Raw genomic sequence first — 16168 nt, 5'->3', positions numbered from 1 at the left:
GTCCGACAGCGCCGGGGTGCGCCGCGCTGGCACAGGTGTGCGTGCCGCCGCGTGGGGTGGATCCCCCTACCCGCCCTTCTCCGTTCCCCGGGACTCTGCCCCGGACCCCGGCCGGACGAGGTGGATTTCGGCCGGGCAGGAAGGGAGGCCTTGTAGGTCTACAAGGTTGAGCGCGGGGGGTGCGGCACGAGCCGCGCGGACCTTGGCGAGGGTGGCGGGGGCGTAGACGGAGTCCGTAGCGGAGGCAAGGTCGGTGCCGTAAAGGGCCAGCAGGAGGCGGGTTGTCAGTGGTGGCCGGTAGGTTCGGGTGCCGATCGAGGAGCGAGGTGAGCGGTGCAGCGGAAAACGAAACGGCAACTGCGCGAAATCGACGAGCCGTTCGTAGCCCTCGGGCCGTCCGGGGTGGCGGTACGTGACCGGCTCAAGGGCCTTACGACTGAGGACGAGGACGTGTTGCGTCTCGTTGGTGAGCACCTGGGCGCGCTGGCTTCCCGCGATCTGGTGGCCCGCTGTCGCGATGGTTTGGATCACTCCACGGATAGATGGGCGGCCCGGAAGCAGAGGCTGACCGCCTCCTCGTCGTCGCGGTGGGCCGGGTCGATCACGAAGGCTGCACACGATCAGTGGGCGCTCGCCCGTCGTTGCCAGTCGGCCCACATCCAGAATCTGGAATCTGCAGTCCGTACGCTCATGCACCGGCTGTCCCAGGAGATCGGGGAGAAGGGCAGTAAGCGGGCACCTGGTGGCTACCGGTCCAAGAGCGAGTGGTTCCAGAAGACTCGGCGCCTGGCGATCCTGGACCACCGCCTCGAAACCGCCCGTGGCGACCATGAGGCGGGTGTCGTGCACGTCGTACGTGGCGGCCGACGACTCCTCAACACCCGCCACAACCTGGACGCGGCGCGGCTCACCGAGGGCGAATGGCGTGAACGCTGGGAGGCGGAGCGCTGGTTTCTCCAGGCAGATGGTGAATCCGGGAAACGCTTCGGGAACGAGACGATCCGAGTCGCTCCCGACGGCGAGGTCAGCATCAAGCTCCCCGCCCCGCTCGCCGGCCTGGCCAATGCCGAGCACGGCCGTTACGTCCTTGCTGCCGAGATCGCCTTCAAGCACCGGGGCGTGCAGTGGGCCGACCGGATCGAGGCGAACCGGGCCGTCGCCTACCGCATCCACTACGACGCCCCGCGCGGTCGCTGGTACCTCACGGCGTCGTGGCAACGCCCCGCAGTCCAGACCATCCCACTCGATACGGCACGGGCGAAGGGCTTGATCGGGGTGGACGCCAACGCCGATCACTTCGCCGCCTACCGCCTGGATGTCCACGGCAACCCGGTCGGCGAACCGCACCGTTTTTTCTACGACCTCACCGGGTCCGCGAACCATCAGGACGCGCAGATCCGTCACGCCATCAGCCAGGTGTTGCATTGGGCCAAGCGCTGCGGTGTCGCTGCCCTCGGCATCGAGGACCTGGACTTCACCGCCGAGAAGACCCGAGAGAAACACGGCCGGCGAAAGCGGTTCCGGCGACTTGTCTCCGGCATCCCCACCGGCAGACTCAAAGCCCGCCTCGTGTCGATGGCCGACGAGACCGGCCTGAGCATTGTTGTGGTCGATCCCGCCTACACCTCCCTGTGGGGAGGCCAGCACTGGCAGAAGCCGCTGGTCACCCCACGCCGCAGAATGTCCCGTCACGATGCCGCCGGTATCGCGATCGGACGACGCGCCCTCGGGCACCCGGTCCGGCGACGGATGGCACCGCCCCCGCAGCACCAGAGTGATGCTGCGGGGCATCGGACCGTCCAGGCCGACCGTAGTACCCGTGGGCGTGAGGAAACCCGCCCACCCGCCACGGAGCGTGCACACGATGCACGTCCCCGAGCGGGGACCACCGGAACGCGGGAGCCCAGTCGGATATCCAAAACCGTTCGGGATACCCGCAGTGACCAGGCATGGGTACAAGACCCATTCCTGCTCACTTAAATTGGAACGGTGAGAGACATCGTCGACCGGGCCTGCGAGGCCGCGCTGTACAACCAGGACGACGCCGGGCTGGACGCCGGGGCGTCGGTGCTCGTCGCCGAGGGGGACCGGTGGGGCGGGGTCGGGCAGGCGCTCCTCGCGCGCGGGGAGGCGTACGTGCGCCAGGCCTGGGAGCGCGGATGGCGGCCGGCCGACGTGCTGCGGCTCGTACGCCGGGACCTGGAGCAGGCGCACCTGCGGATCGCCGAGGACCTGATCGCCGCCGAGGCCCGGCGGTACGCGCGGCTGCCCGAGCGGTGGACCGAGGCCGAGGTGTGGTGGGGGGACGACCCCCAGTACGGGGAGCGGCTGGTCCAGCGCGAGCGCACCGACCGGTTCAGCCTTGCCGGGGCCGTCCTGGAGGTGTTCCGGCTGCTGATCCGGCTGCCGTCCATCGAACCGGTCGGGCCGCTGCCGGGGGACCCCGCCGACGTACTCGAACACGCGCACATCGAGCCCCGCATGCTCGGCCGGATCCGGGCGCTGCTCGCGAAGGCCGAGGCGACCACCTTCCCGGAGGAGGCGGAGGCGCTCAGCGCCAAGGCGCAGGAGCTCATGGCCCGGCACACCGTGGACGCGGCCCTGCTCGCGGTGAAGTCCGGCACCGCGCAGATACCCGGCGCCTGCCGGATCGGCGTCGAGGCCCCGTACGAGGAGGCCAAGGCGGTGCTGCTCGACGCGGTGGCGAGCGCGAACCGCTGCCGGTCCGTGTGGAACAGCGCCTACGAGTTCTCCACCGTCGTCGGCTTCGAGAGCGACCTGGAGGCGGTGGAGCTGCTCTACACCTCCCTGCTCGTACAGGGCACCGCCGCCATGACCCGCGCGGAGGCCGGGCAGCGGGCGGGCGGGCGCAAGCGCACCAAGACCTTCCGGCAGTCCTTCCTCCTGGCCTACGCGAGCCGGCTCGGCCAGCGTCTCGCCGAGACGGCCGAGCACACGGTGGCCGACACGGTGGCCGAGGCCCCCGACAACCTGCCGGCCCTGGTCGCCCGGGACGTGGCCGTCACCTCGCGGGCCGAGGAGATGTTCCCCCGGACCACGACGACCCGGCTGCGCGGAGCGACCGACCTCGCGGGCTGGGAGGACGGCACGGCCGCCGCCGACCGGGCGCACGTGGCGAACGCCGGCCGAGCTTCCCTCCGGCAGTAGCCCGGCCCGGGCAGGGCGCCCCAGCTGCCCTGCGGGGGCTGTCCCCTACCCGCCCTTCCACCGTTCCCCGGGCTCCGCCCGGACCCGGTCCTCAAACGCCGGCCGGGCTGAATACATCCAGCCTCGCCGGCGTTTGAGCCCCGGGGAACGGTGGAAGGGCGGGGCGGGGACTTCGCCCCGCGCAGCGGCACGCCCCCGGGGCCGGGCCCCGACGCGCGGGCCGGCCAGGCTCGGGCTCCCGGGTTCCGCCCCCGCCAGGGCTACGCTCGGGGGATGAGCTGGGTCCGGGCGCTGAAGGACACCGCCCGGTCCGGACTGCGGGTCGAGCGGACCCGGCTGCAACCCCTCATCGCGCTCCGCGCCGCCGTCGGCCTCGCCCTCGTCATCGGCGCGGGCCTCGCCTTCCTCGGGCCCGGCTCCGCCGCCAGCTCCGCCTTCGGCGCGTACATGGCGGCCATCGCCACCTTCCAGAAGAGCTGGCGGCCCCGGCCCGTACTCGCGCTCGCCGCCGGGCTGACCCTGGCCGTGTCCACCTTCATCGGCTACCTCGTCGGCTCCTCGCACACCCTGGCCTTCATGCTGCTGCTCGCCGTGTGGAGCTTCGCGGCGGGCCTGATGTGGGCGGCCGGCCCGACCGCCGGCATCATCGCCTCCGGCAACGTCGCGATCATGCTGGTCACCGTCACCCTGCCCACCTCCGTGCCCCAGGCCGCCGGGCACGCCGCGATGATCGCCGCCGGCGGGGTGGTCCAGGCCCTGCTGATCGTCCTCTTCCCCGTCCGGCGGTGGGGCGCCCAGCGCGACGCCCTGGCCGACGCGCTCGCCGCCGAGGCCGACTACGCGCGCCGCCTGCGCCAGGACCCGGTCGCCTCCTTCGACCCGCAGCCGCTGATGAAGGCGCGCGACGCCGCGACCGTGACGGCGCGCCAGGCCCGCCGCCGCCCCGCCGAGCTGCACGGCGCGCGGGGGCTCGCGGAGCGGATCCGGCCCGTGCTGGCCCTGCTGGCCGACCCGGCGGTCGGGGCCCCGGCCGAGGGCCCGGCGCGGGACCGGGCCCGGGACCTGCTCGCCGCGGCCGGGTCGGTGCTGGACGCCGCCGCGTCCGCGATCCGACACGGGGAGGCGGTACGGCTGCCCGGGCCGGCCCTCGCGGTGCTCAAGGCCCCCGACACCGACGAGCTGCTCCGGGGCGCCGCGCTGCGCGCCGCGCACAGGCTGGCCGCCCTGCTGGACGACGTACTCGGCACCGCCGACCCGGGCTCCGGGCGCACCGCCGACCCGGGGGAGTCGATGCTGCGGCCCACGCTGCCGGCGCTCGCGCCGATGGTGCTGGCCGCCGTACGGGCCGAGCTGCACCCCGGGTCGCCGATCCTGCGGCACGCCGTGCGGGTCACCGCCGTCGCCTGCGCCGGCTACGGCATCGGCCACGCGCTGCCGTTCGGCCACGCCTACTGGGCCCCGATGGCCTCCGTCATGGTCATGCGCCCCGATTTCACGCAGACCTACAGCCGCGCCGTCGCCCGCTTCGGCGGCACCCTGGTCGGGGTCGCCCTCGCGACGGCCGTGGTGCAGCTCGCGCACCCGGGGATGTACGTGTCCGGGCTGCTCGCCGTCGTCAGCGCGGGCCTGATGTACACCTTCATGCGCACCGGGTACGCCGTCTCGATGGTCTTCGTCTCCGCCTACGTGGTCTTCCTGCTCGGCATGGGCGGCCTGCGCTGGGACCAGACCGTCCCGGACCGGGTCACCCTCACCCTGGTCGGCGGGGTCCTCGCGATGATCTCGTACGCCGTCTACCCGGCCTGGGAGACCCCGCGACTGCGGACCCGGCTGGCCGACTGGGTGGCCGCCGGCGGGCGGTACGCGGCGGCCGTGCTCGAGCAGTACGCCGACCCGGCCGGGGCGCGCCGCGGCGACGTGCGCGAGGCCCTGCTGGCGACGCGCGACGCCCGGGTCGCCTGGCAGGAGGCGGTGGACCGGGCCGCCGGGGAGCCGGTGCGCCACCGCGGGATCTCCCAGGCCGCCGCCGAGGACGCGGGCCGGGCCCTGGCCGCGATGGGCCGTCACGCGATGCTGCTGGAGGCGCACTTCCCGGACCGGTCCCAGCCCCCGGTCCCGGGCGCGGCCGAGCTGGCCAGGGCGCTGCGCGAGGCGACGGAGGCGGGCGCGAAGGCGGTACGGGAGCGCCGGGTGCCCGACTGGGAGGGGGTACGCGCGGCGCTGGCCGACGGGGACACCCCCGACCCGGGCGTGCTGCGCGGCGCGACGCGGCAGCTGCTGGACTCCCTGGAGGAGGTCTCGGAGGCCCTGCGCGCCCCAGCCCGCCCCGAGTCCATGGAAGGCCGTCACCCTTAGTGGTGCCGTGCCCTCCGTTCGTGCACGTGCATCTGCTCATGCAGGCGTTCATGAACAGAGCTATGATCCGGTGCAGTTGACATCTGCACTATCGGGGGCTTCCTGTGGACCACGCGTACAACGGGATGGCAGCTGCAGAGCTTGACGGGGTGACCTGGCAGAAGAGCAGACACAGCAACTCGCAAGGTTCCTGTGTGGAGTTCGCGAAACTGCCCGGAGGCGACGTTGCCATGCGCAACTCGCGGTTTCCGGACGGACCGGCACTCGTGTACACGCCGGCCGAGATAGAAGCGCTGCTGCTGGGTGTCAAGGACGGCGAGTTCGACCACCTGATCGGCTGAAGACCAGCCCAAGATCAGCCATGCACGTGCAGCGGCCGGGATTGATCGCCATGATCAATCCCGGCCGCTTGTCGTATCTGTGGTGATTCAGTCCGGGAGCGTGAACAGCGCCCAGACCACCTTGCCGGTCAGCCGCCCCGCGAGCGGATGCCAGCCCCAGCTGTCGCTGTAGGAGTCGACGAGGAAGAGTCCCCGCCCCGACTCCAGGTCGCAGTTGCGCTCCGTGGCCTCCGGCGCGAAGTTCCCGCCGGGCCGGTCCTCGCTGGGGTCCCGCACCGCGCACACCAGCCGGGTGCTCCACCGCATCAGGTGCAGGCGCACCGGCGGCTCGCCCTCGCCCGGGGCCGGCCGGGAGTCGTCCGGGAGGGCGTGGCGCAGCGCGTTGGTGACGAGTTCGGAGACGACCAGGGCCACGTCGTCGAACCGGTCGTCGAGTCCCCACTGGGCGAGGGTGGAACGCGTGAAGGTGCGCGCACCGCGCACCGCTTCGAGGCGGGCGGGAAGGGCGCAGGACGCGGACCCGGAGACAGCCGTGGGGTCGACCGGGGGAAGCCCCTGCCGTAACGGCTCGAGCATGGTCGATCCATTCGTCCCCATGCGAGGCACTCCCGGGATTCGAAAGAACTGCGGGGCACGCAGGTGCGCGGGACCATGGTTCCGAATGCCGAAGCCGGATGCAAGGGCAGATGCACGTGCACGCGCCGGACCTGTCCGGTCCCGTGACGGTTCTTGCTCATTTCTTCCTACGCATACTTACGGACTTCTTTTACAGCGAGGCCAAATCCGTTACAGAACGAGTACGGGCAGATGCGTTTTGGTGGCAGACTGCGGGCTTTGAGGGGCGCGGGGGCCCCTGCGACGCAGCCATACGCAGACAAGCACAGCCACACACGCGTTTGGTGTTACGTATCCATCCACGGCATGGGGAGGGGCAGGACTCGTGACCGCAGAAGCCAGTGGTTCTGTGGTGCGCCGCATCCTCCTGGGCTCCCAGCTCAGGCGACTCCGGGAATCCCGCGGCATCACCCGTGAGGCGGCCGGTTACTCGATCCGCGCATCCGAATCGAAGATCAGCCGCTTGGAGTTGGGAAGGGTGAGCTTCAAGGCCAGAGACGTAGAGGACCTCCTCACGCTCTACGGAGTCACGGACGGCGCGGAGCGGGAGTCCCTCCTGGGGCTGGTCCGCGAGGCCAACGTGGCCGGCTGGTGGCACAGCTACGGCGATGTCCTGCCGGGCTGGTTCCAGACGTACGTGGGCCTGGAAGGCGCCGCCTCCCTCATCCGCATCTACGAAGTCCAGTTCGTGCACGGTCTGTTGCAGACCGAGGCCTACGCCCAGGCCGTCGTCAGCCGCGGCATGCCCGGCGCCGGCCGTGCCGAGATCGACCGCCGCGTCGCGCTGCGCCTGGAGCGCCAGAAGGTGCTGGTCTCCGAGAACGCCCCCGTCTTCCACGCCGTCCTCGACGAGGCCGCGCTGCGCCGCCCGTACGGCGACCGGGACGTGATGCGGGGCCAGTTGGAGCACCTCATCGAGATCTCGCAGCGGCCGAACGTGCACCTGCAGGTCATGCCCTTCTCCTTCGGCGGCCACGCCGGCGAGAGCGGTGCCTTCACCCTGCTGCGCTTCCCCGAGTCCGACCTCCAGGACGTCGTCTATCTGGAACAGCTCACCAGCGCCCTCTACCTCGACAAAGACGAGGAAGTGGGGCAGTACGAGCGGGCGATGCTGCGCCTCCAGGGCGACTGCCCGGACCCCGACAAGACCCGCGATCTCCTGCGAGGTCTGCTCCAACTGTCTTGATTCACACGTACTATGACGCCTGGTCAGGCCGTGAAGCCTGATCGGAGCGTGACGACGGCCCACGGGTCTCCGGTGCAGCGCAAGGACGCGCGTTCGACGTAAGGGATGGCATGTCCATATTCGAGGACCTGGCTCACCAGTACATCGACGGCGAATGGCTGGCCGGGACCGGTTCGTGGGACATCATCGACGTCAACCCGTACAACGGGGAGAAGCTCGCGGCCATCACCGTGGCCACCGTCGAGCAGGTCGACCGGGCGTACCGGGCCGCCGAGCGGGCCCAGAAGGAATGGGCCGCCACCAGCCCCTACACCAGACGAGCCGTCCTGGAACGCGCCCTGCGGATCACCGAGGAGCGCGAGAAGGAGATCGTCGAGGCGATGATCGACGAACTCGGCGGGACCCGTCCCAAGGCCGAGTACGAGGTCCACCTCGCGAAGGAGTTCATCCGCGAGGCCATGCAGCTGGCCGTCCGGCCCGAGGGGCGCATCCTGCCCTCGCCGGTCGAGGGCAAGGAGAACCGGGTCCAGCGCCTGCCCGTCGGGGTCGTCGCCGTGATCAGCCCCTTCAACTTCCCCTTCCTGGTCACCCTGAAGTCGGTCGCCCCGGCCCTGGCGCTGGGCAACGCCGTCGTCGTCAAGCCGAACCAGAACGCGCCCGTCGTGGGCGGCGGGGTCATCGCCAAGATCTTCGAGGACGCCGGCCTCCCGGCCGGGCTGCTCAACGTCCTGGTCACCGACATAGCCGAAATAGGCGACGCGCTCCTGACCCACCCCGTCCCCAAGGTCATCTCCTTCGCCGGCTCCGACCGGGTCGGCCGGCACGTCGGCGCGGTCGCCGCCCGCCACTTCAAGCGGACCGTCCTGGAGCTCAGCGGCAACAGCGCGCTCGTCGTCCTCGACGACGCCGACCTCGACTACGCGGTGGACGCGGCCGTCTTCAGCCGCTTCGTCTACCAGGGCCAGGTCTGCATGGCCGCCAACCGGATCCTGGTCGACGCCTCCGTCGCCGAGGAGTTCACCGAGAAGTTCACCGCCCGCGTCCGGGCCCTGAACACCGGCGACCCGCACGACGCCGACACCCACATCGGCCCGCTGATCAACTCCTTCCAGGCCGACGCCCTCACCGCCCTCGTCGACCGCGCCGTCGACTCCGGCGCGCAGGCGCTCGTACGGGGCTCTACGCGCGGCAACCTGGTCGAGCCGACCGTGCTCGCCGGGCTCCCCGAGGACTCCCCGCTGCTCGGCCAGGAGATCTTCGGCCCCGTCGCCCTCCTCGTCGTCTTCGACGGCGAGGACGAGGCGGTCCGCCTCACCAACGCGACCCCGTACGGACTCAGCGGCGCCGTCCACACCCGGGACGTGGAGCGCGGGGTCCGCTTCGCGCAGCGCATCGAGACCGGCATGATCCACGTCAACGACTCCACCATCGGCGACGAGCCGCTCGCGGCGTTCGGCGGGGAGAAGGCCTCCGGCATGGGCCGCCTCAACGGCGAGGCCACCGTCGAGGCCTTCACCACCCAGAAATGGATCTCGGTCCAGCACGGCCGGACGCAGTTCCCGTTCTGACCCGCGAGGGGATCTAGACTCGGGCGGGTCAGGCGAGGACCAGTCCGGGGGAGAGCCGAGTTGAGCAACATACCGGAGACGGGGCGCACGCCCCGGGTCCAGAACCGGCTCGTCATGATCCAGATCGTGGTGTTCTCGCTGCTGCTGACCCTCGGCGGGCGTCTGTGGTACCTCCAGATACGCAACGGCCAGGAGTACACGGACGAGGCGAAGAACAACCACACCCAGCAGGTGGTACAGCCCGCCGTGCGCGGCTCGATCCTCGATTCCCGCGGGATCCCGCTCGCCGACAACGAGACCCGCATGGTGGTCTCCGCCAGCCGCACCGAGCTCTCCAAGATGAAGGACCGTGGCAAGGGCGTCCTGACCCACCTCGCGGGGGTGCTCGGCCTCAACCCCGACGACGTGGTCAACGGCGTCCGGCTGTGCGACGCCAAGACCCCCAAGCCCTGCTGGAACGGCTCCCCGTACCAGCCGATCCCCATCACCGACGAGGCGACGACCGACCAGGTCCTGGAGATACGGGAGCACGCCGAGCAGTTCCCCGGCATCACCGCCGAGCCCACCGCCCTGCGCCGCTACGCCGGCCCCGACGGCGCCAACACCTCCCAGGTGCTCGGCTACCTGTCCCCGGTCACCGACGAGGAGATCACCAAGGCGAAGGGCTCCGACTCCCCGTACCTGCGCTCCGACCAGGTGGGCCGCAGCGGCCTGGAGCGCACCTACGACAAGGAGCTCCGCGGCAAGGCGGGCATCACCCGCTACGAGGTGGACAACCTCGGCCGGATCATCGGCGAGGGCGTGAGCGACAAGCCGCAGGCGGGCGCCAACATCGTGACCTCGATCGACTCGCGCGTGCAGGCCGTGGCCGAGCGCGAGCTGAACAACGCGATGATCGAGGCCCGCAAGGGCATCGACAAGAACAACACGGGCCGCCACTACGAGGCCGACTCCGGCGCCGTCGTGGTCATGGAGTCCAAGACCGGCCGGGTCGTCGCGATGGCGTCCAACCCGACCTACGACCCGAACGCCTGGGTCGGCGGCATCGCCGCGAAGGACTACGCCTCCCTCACCGACAAGGCATCGAACTACCCGCTGCTGAACCGCGCCATCCAGGGCCAGGCGGCCCCCGGCTCGATCTTCAAGGTGGTCTCCTCGACGGCCGCGGTCAACGCCGGCTACCCCTTCAACAAGCTCTACGGCTGCCCGAGCTCGTACTCGGTCGGCAGCCAGGTCTTCACCAACTTCGAGTCCCAGGGCTACGGCGACATCACCATCGGCAAGGCCCTGGAAGTCTCCTGCGACACCGTCTACTACGCCATCGCCGACCAGGAGTGGAAGAAGGACGGCGGCATCAAGCCCAAGGCGCAGCCCGGCGACTGGTTCTTCAAGACCGCCCACGAGTTCGGCCTCGGCAAGCGCACCGGCATCGACCTGCCCAGCGAGGTCCCGGGCCGGGTCCCCGACCGCCAGTGGAAGAAGGACTTCTTCGAGGCGAACAAGGCCGCCTGGTGCCGCGACGGCAAGAAGGACGGCTCGTACGCCGAGAAGATCGCCTACGAGAACTGCCGCCAGGGCAACCAGCTCCGCGAGGGCGACGCGATCAACTACTCCATCGGCCAGGGCGACACCCTCGTCACCCCGATCCAGATGGCCTCCGTCTACGCCGCCATCGCCAACGGCGGCACCCTGCACCAGCCCAGCATCGGCAAGGCCGTGGTCAGCGCCGACGGCGCCTCGGTGAAGGAGATCGCCCCGAAGGAGCGGGGCAAGCTCCCCATGAACGCCAAGCTCCGCAAGGACATCGACGGCGCCCTCGCCGACGTGGCCACCACCGGCAGCGCGGCCTGGCGGTTCGGCGGCTGGCCGCAGAAGCAGATCCCGATGCACGCGAAGACCGGTACGGCCGAGGTCCAGGGCAAGCAGACCACCTCGTGGTTCGCCTCCTACACCGAGGACTACTCGATCGTGATGACCATCTCCCAGGGCGGCACCGGCTCCGGCGCCTCGGGACCGGCCGTCCGCAAGATCTACGAGGCGATGTACGGACTGGACGAGAAGGGCGCCCAGGACCTGACGAAGGCCCTGCTCCCCAAGCCGCAGACGGAACTCCCGCCGGTCCGGCAGGAAAACCAGTGATTCCCGCCCATTCCGCGATTCCGGTGATTGCGGACGGAAGCTGACCGCAAGGGTTCGTAACGTGGTTCTCGTCAGCAGGAGCCACACCACGAAGGCGGTAGGTCAGCATGGTCACTCACGTCCCGGCGGAGTCGTACGGCGACGAGCGCGGCGTGCTCCTGAGCTTCGTGGAGGCCCAGCGCGGGGCCGTGCGCCGCTCGGTCCTCGGCCTGAGCCCCGAGCAGGCGGCGAGCCGGCCCAGCGCGAGCGAACTGTCCCTGGGCGGGCTGGTCAAGCACGTCGCCGAGTGCGAGCTGAGCTGGCTGCGCCTGGCGCAGCAGCGGGTCAACGAGAAGGAGCGCACCCAGGAGACCTGGGGCGACAGCTTCAAGCTCGTCGACGGCGAGTCCGTCGAGGAGATCCTGGCCTTCTGGGACGGGGTCTCGGCGGAGCTCGCGCAGTTCATCGCCTCCGTGCCGAGCCTGGAGGACACCTTCCCGCTGCCCCCTGCGCCCTGGTTCCCCAAGGACGGCAAGGTCTCGATGCGCTGGCTCCTCCTGCACCTGGTCGAGGAGGACGCCCGGCACGCCGGCCACGCGGACGTCATCCGCGAGTCCCTCGACGGCAAGACGGCCTTCGAGCTGGTGGCCCTGGCCTCCGGCCAGACCTGGCCCGCGGCCTGAGCGGGCTTGCACCTCACGCGGCGTGAGGGGCCAGGCTGGGACGCGTACCCGAGAAGAGGAGCGGAAAGCCATGGGCTACTCCGTGGGCCAGGTCGCCGGATTCGCCGGAGTGACGGTGCGCACGCTGCACCACTACGACGAGATCGGGCTGCTCTCCCCGAGCGGCCGCAGCCGGGCGGGACACCGGCGGTACGACGACGCCGACCTCGACCGCCTGCAGCGGGTCCTGTTCTACCGGGAGCTCGGCTTTCCGCTCGAAGAGGTCGCGGTCCTGCTGGACGACCCGGAATCGGACCCGGGGGAGCACCTGCGCCGGCAGCACGCCCTCCTGTCCGACCGGATCGCCCGGCTCCAGCGGATGGCCGCGGCCGTCGAGCATGCCATGGAGGCGAAGAAGATGGGCATCAACCTCACGCCCGAGGAGAAGTTCGAGGTCTTCGGGGATTTCGACCCCGAAGAGCACGCCGAGGAGGCCGAGCGCCGCTGGGGCGACACGTACCGCGAGTCCGCCCGCCGGACCGCCTCGTACACCAAGGAGGACTGGCTGCGGATCCAGGCCCTGGCCGAGGACATCAACCGGCGGTTCGCCGCCCTGCTGGACTCCGGCACGTCCGCGGAGTCCGAGGAGGCCATGGACCTGGCCGAGGAGCACCGCGGCTGGATCAACGGCAGCTACTACTTCTGCACGTACGAGATCCACACCGGACTCGGTGAGATGTACGTCGCGGACGAGCGGTTCACGGCGTACTACGAGGCCGTCCGGCCCGGACTGGCGGTATTCGTGCGGGACGCGATCCTGGCCAACGCGGTCCGCAAGGCTTAGCCGCCGCTCCCTGGAACCAGGCGGGGGTGGTGTGCGTTCATAATTGGACGGACACCCCCACCTGATCCAGGAGAGCCCGGAACCCGTGAATACGCTTGCGCTCGGCCCCGAGTGGATCTCCCCGGAGTATCTGATCGGGCAATTCGGCCTGGTCGGCACCCTGGTCATCGTGTTCGCCGAATCGGGGCTCTTCGCCTTCCTGCCCGGCGACTCCCTGCTCTTCACGATGGGCCTGTTCGTCGCGAGCGGCACCATCAGCCAGCCGCTGTGGCTGGTGTGCACCCTGATCGTGGCCGCCGCGATCATCGGTGACCAGGTCGGATACATGATCGGCAAGGTCTTCGGCCCTAAGATCTTCAACAAGCCGAACTCCAAGCTCTTCAAGCGCGAGAACCTCGACGCGGCGCACGAGTTCATGGAGAAGCACGGCCCCAAGGCCATCGTGCTCGCGCGCTTCGTGCCGATCATCCGCACCTTCGCGCCGATGGTCGCGGGCGCGACCGCGATGAAGTACCGCACCTTCCTGACGTTCAACATCATCGGCGGCATCCTCTGGGGTGCGGGCGTCACGATCCTGGGCTACCAGCTCGGCCAGTTCGAGGTCATCAAGAACAACGTCGAGCCGATCTTCATCGGCATCGTCCTGATCTCGGTCATCCCGGTGGTCTTCGAGGTGCTCAAGTCCCGCAAGCAGAAGAAGGCGGCGGCGGAGGCCGGCGGCACGGAGCCCGGGACCGACGAGGACCCGCAGGGCCCGGGCCAGCAGCGCAGCGGCCGCCACGCGAAGCGCTAGGGCGGCTCGCAGCCCCGTAGCTCCACAGCTCCGTACGATGCCCCGCCGACCGGGATTCCCGGTCGGCGGGGCATCGGCGTTCTAGAACCCGCGGGTGCGCTTCGCCGCGCTGCGCTTGGCCGCACTGGCCGCGCCGGGGATGCGCATGAACAGGCGGGACGTCTCGGAGCCGAGGTTGACGCCGATCGCGATGGCGAGGGCGATGGCCGCGGCGTTCGTCAGCGAGGCCAACCCCTCGTTCAGCCGGTTCTCGGCGATCAGCAGGAGCCCGTAGTACGTGGCCGAGCCGGGCAGCAGCGGGCCGATGGCGGCCGTGACGAAGGGGAGGGCCGAGGAGAACCTGTGCCGGGCGAGGAGCTGTCCGAAGAGGCCGACCAGCCCGGCGGCGATCGCGGTGGACGGCACCGCCGGCATCTTGGCGGCGTAGTGCAGGGCCCCGTAGATCACCCAGGCGATCCCGCCGTTCAGCGTCACGAACCACACGGTGGAACGTTCCTGCTGGAGCAGGATCGCGAACGTGAACACCAGAACCATCGAGGCGACGATCTGGAGCAGCGGCCGCTGCTCGATCTGGAGGACGTCCTCCGGCTGCGGATTGGAGCCGAACTGGACGCCGACGTAGAGCACCACCAGCACGCCCATGATGATGCCGATGAAGAGGTACATGACCTCCAGCAGCCGGGCGGAGGCAGTGATGTAGTAGCCGGTCAGACCGTCCTGCACGGCCGCGACCAGGGCCCGTCCCGGCAGCAGGGCGAAGAGCCCGCCGGTGATCACGGCGGAGGAGCGCACGTCGAATTCGGTGAGCTTCAGCGCCACGCCCATCGCGGCCGGGGGCATCGCCGCGACCACGAACTGGTAGAACTCCGGCAGCCCGCGCCCGGCGCACAGCCAGGCCAGCCGGTCGCCGAGCACCGCCCCGAGTGCGGCTGCGAAGAACACCAGCACGCCACCGCCGACCAGCGTGGAGGCCGCGCCGGCGAGCAGGCCGGCGGCGCCGGTGAGCACCCAGCCGGGGTACGGGTGCCGGTTGCGGCGGATCTCGGCGAGCCGGCGGTAGGCGTCCTCCAGCGAGATGTCGACCTCGTGCGCGGTGATGTCGTTGACGAGGCTGAACACGGCCGAGAGCCGGGTGTAGTCCGTGCCGCGGCGGCGGACGGTGCGGTTCGCCGACACGGGGTCGTCCACCAGAGAGGGCTGGTGGGTGATCGACAGCAGGGTGAAGGTGACGGTGGGCTCGCAGCGGTCCAAGCCGTAGCTGCGGGCCACGGCGAACATCGCGGCTTCCACGTCCTCGGCGCCCTCGCCGCCCGAGAGCAACAGCTCGCCGATGCGCAGCGTCAGGTCGAGCACGCGGCCCACGGCGGGCCCGGTCTCGACGGCCAGCCGCTGCGAGGGCTCCGGCACCGGCCGGACGTCGACCGGCATGCGCAGCACCGTGCGCATGCGGTCCTGCCAGGGGGACTCCTTCAACCGGGTGACGGGGAAGCCCGGGGGGCCGGTGTACGCCGCCGGGGACTGCGAGGCGCTGTAGGTGTGCGGGGTGGCGAACGCGGACCCCTCGGACTCCACGGGCACCGAGGCGAGGCCGTCGGGGACCGCGAACTCCGAGGTCGGCTGGTCCTCCTCGGCCGCCTCCGGCTCCACCCCGACCCCGTGCGGCACGGCGAACGCGCTGCGCGCCTCGTCCGAATTCGGCTTCCGGTCCTCTGTCCCGGTTGCTTCGCCCTCCGCCACGCGTCCTCCAGTCCCTGGCCCGGCCGTATCAGTATGCGGAACGCATTGATCCATCGCGCAGGCGGTACGCGCGGCACAGCCGCCGAATCCAGGCGAAATCCAGCCCCGCCGGCGTTTGAGGCGCGGGGGTCCGGGGGCAGAGCCCCCGGGAACGGACCCGCACCCGGGACACGACAACGGGCGGCACCCCGTTCAAGGGGTACCGCCCGCGATGTCACAGGGGCCGACGGGGCTTCAGCCCCGCCCGCCCTCACCGAGCGGAGCTCAGTGGTGGCCGCCCTGGGCCTCGAGGCGCTTGTACGAGGCCTCGATCTCGGCCTCGGCCTCGGTGCGGCCGACCCAGTTCGCGCCCTCGACCGACTTGCCCGGCTCCAGGTCCTTGTAGACCTCGAAGAAGTGCTGGATCTCCAGGCGGTCGAACTCGGACACGTGGTGGATGTCGCGCAGGTGCTCCACACGCGGGTCGGACGCCGGCACGCACAGCAGCTTGGCGTCGCCGCCCGCCTCGTCCGTCATGTTGAACATGCCGATCGCGCGGCACTTGATCAGGCAGCCCGGGAAGGTCGGCTCGTCCAGGATGACCAGCGCGTCCAGCGGGTCGCCGTCCTCGCCGAGGGTGTTCTCGACGAAGCCGTAGTCGGCCGGGTAGCTGGTCGAGGTGAAGAGGCGACGGTCCAGGCGGATCCGGCCGGTCTCGTGGTCCACCTCGTACTTGTTCCGCGAACCCTTGGGGATCTCGATGGTGACGTCGAACTCCACGTCCTGCTCCTCCATGATCAGC

Annotated in this window: 12 protein-coding genes and 1 pseudogene; 10 read left to right on the top strand and 3 right to left on the bottom strand. The window is 70.6% G+C overall.

What is annotated here, in order from left to right:
- Positions 1–333 precede the first annotated feature (333 nt).
- The 4 genes from AC061S_RS00225 to AC061S_RS00210 all read left to right on the top strand — a co-directional run bounded on the left by AC061S_RS00225 (position 334) and on the right by AC061S_RS00210 (position 5864).
- Positions 334–1980, top strand: coding sequence for a nuclease/transposase family protein (locus AC061S_RS00225; RefSeq protein ID WP_478683721.1), 1647 nt, complete (start codon positions 334–336; stop codon positions 1978–1980).
- Between the two features lie 9 nt (positions 1981–1989).
- The gene (locus AC061S_RS00220) at positions 1990–3168 is read left to right on the top strand and encodes a DUF2786 domain-containing protein (protein ID WP_478683720.1); all 1179 of its coding nucleotides are present in this window, start codon (positions 1990–1992) and stop codon (positions 3166–3168) included.
- Positions 3169–3441: 273 nt separating this feature from the next.
- Entirely contained in the window at positions 3442–5523 is a 2082-nt protein-coding gene (locus tag AC061S_RS00215; protein WP_478683719.1) for an FUSC family protein, read from the top strand.
- A gap of 104 nt (positions 5524–5627) precedes the next feature.
- The gene (locus AC061S_RS00210; protein ID WP_215011402.1) at positions 5628–5864 is read left to right on the top strand and encodes a DUF397 domain-containing protein; all 237 of its coding nucleotides are present in this window, start codon (positions 5628–5630) and stop codon (positions 5862–5864) included.
- Between the two features lie 87 nt (positions 5865–5951).
- Here AC061S_RS00210 and AC061S_RS00205 read toward each other — a convergent pair whose 3' ends face one another.
- Positions 5952–6440, bottom strand: coding sequence for an ATP-binding protein (locus AC061S_RS00205; RefSeq protein ID WP_478683718.1), 489 nt, complete (start codon positions 6438–6440; stop codon positions 5952–5954).
- A 364-nt stretch (positions 6441–6804) separates the two neighbouring features.
- Here AC061S_RS00205 and AC061S_RS00200 point away from each other — a divergent pair, with 364 nt between their 5' ends.
- The 6 genes and pseudogenes from AC061S_RS00200 to AC061S_RS00175 all read left to right on the top strand — a co-directional run bounded on the left by AC061S_RS00200 (position 6805) and on the right by AC061S_RS00175 (position 13650).
- Positions 6805–7665, top strand: coding sequence for a helix-turn-helix domain-containing protein (locus AC061S_RS00200; RefSeq protein ID WP_478683717.1), 861 nt, complete (start codon positions 6805–6807; stop codon positions 7663–7665).
- A gap of 110 nt (positions 7666–7775) precedes the next feature.
- Positions 7776–9233 (top strand): aldehyde dehydrogenase family protein, encoded by a 1458-nt coding sequence (locus tag AC061S_RS00195; RefSeq protein ID WP_478683716.1) that lies wholly within the window; start codon positions 7776–7778, stop codon positions 9231–9233.
- A gap of 60 nt (positions 9234–9293) precedes the next feature.
- Positions 9294–11363: pseudogene (mrdA, locus tag AC061S_RS00190) on the top strand (penicillin-binding protein 2); the annotation flags it as partial.
- 116 nt (positions 11364–11479) lie between these two features.
- Positions 11480–12034 carry a DinB family protein gene (locus AC061S_RS00185; RefSeq protein WP_478683715.1) on the top strand — a complete coding sequence of 185 codons (555 nt, stop codon included), beginning with the start codon at positions 11480–11482 and terminating at the stop codon, positions 12032–12034.
- A 70-nt stretch (positions 12035–12104) separates the two neighbouring features.
- Positions 12105–12857 (top strand): MerR family transcriptional regulator, encoded by a 753-nt coding sequence (locus AC061S_RS00180; protein ID WP_478683714.1) that lies wholly within the window; start codon positions 12105–12107, stop codon positions 12855–12857.
- Positions 12858–12942: 85 nt separating this feature from the next.
- Complete coding sequence (locus AC061S_RS00175) at positions 12943–13650, top strand: DedA family protein (RefSeq protein WP_478683713.1); 708 nt, start codon at positions 12943–12945, stop codon at positions 13648–13650.
- 81 nt (positions 13651–13731) lie between these two features.
- On the opposite strand, the gene AC061S_RS00170 is transcribed toward AC061S_RS00175, so the two are convergent.
- Together AC061S_RS00170 and AC061S_RS00165 are read right to left on the bottom strand one after the other, a co-directional pair.
- Positions 13732–15441 (bottom strand): threonine/serine exporter family protein, encoded by a 1710-nt coding sequence (locus tag AC061S_RS00170; RefSeq protein ID WP_478683712.1) that lies wholly within the window; start codon positions 15439–15441, stop codon positions 13732–13734.
- 210 nt (positions 15442–15651) lie between these two features.
- A complete protein-coding gene (locus tag AC061S_RS00165) occupies positions 15652–16146 on the bottom strand; it encodes an inorganic diphosphatase (RefSeq protein WP_214947725.1) in 495 nt (164 codons plus the stop codon).
- Positions 16147–16168: the final 22 nt, after the last annotated feature.

It is taken from the genome of Streptomyces sp. CA189, assembly GCF_056428985.1.
The sequence above is the reverse complement of the archived record's forward strand: the minus strand, read 5'-3'. Positions and strand labels throughout refer to the sequence as shown.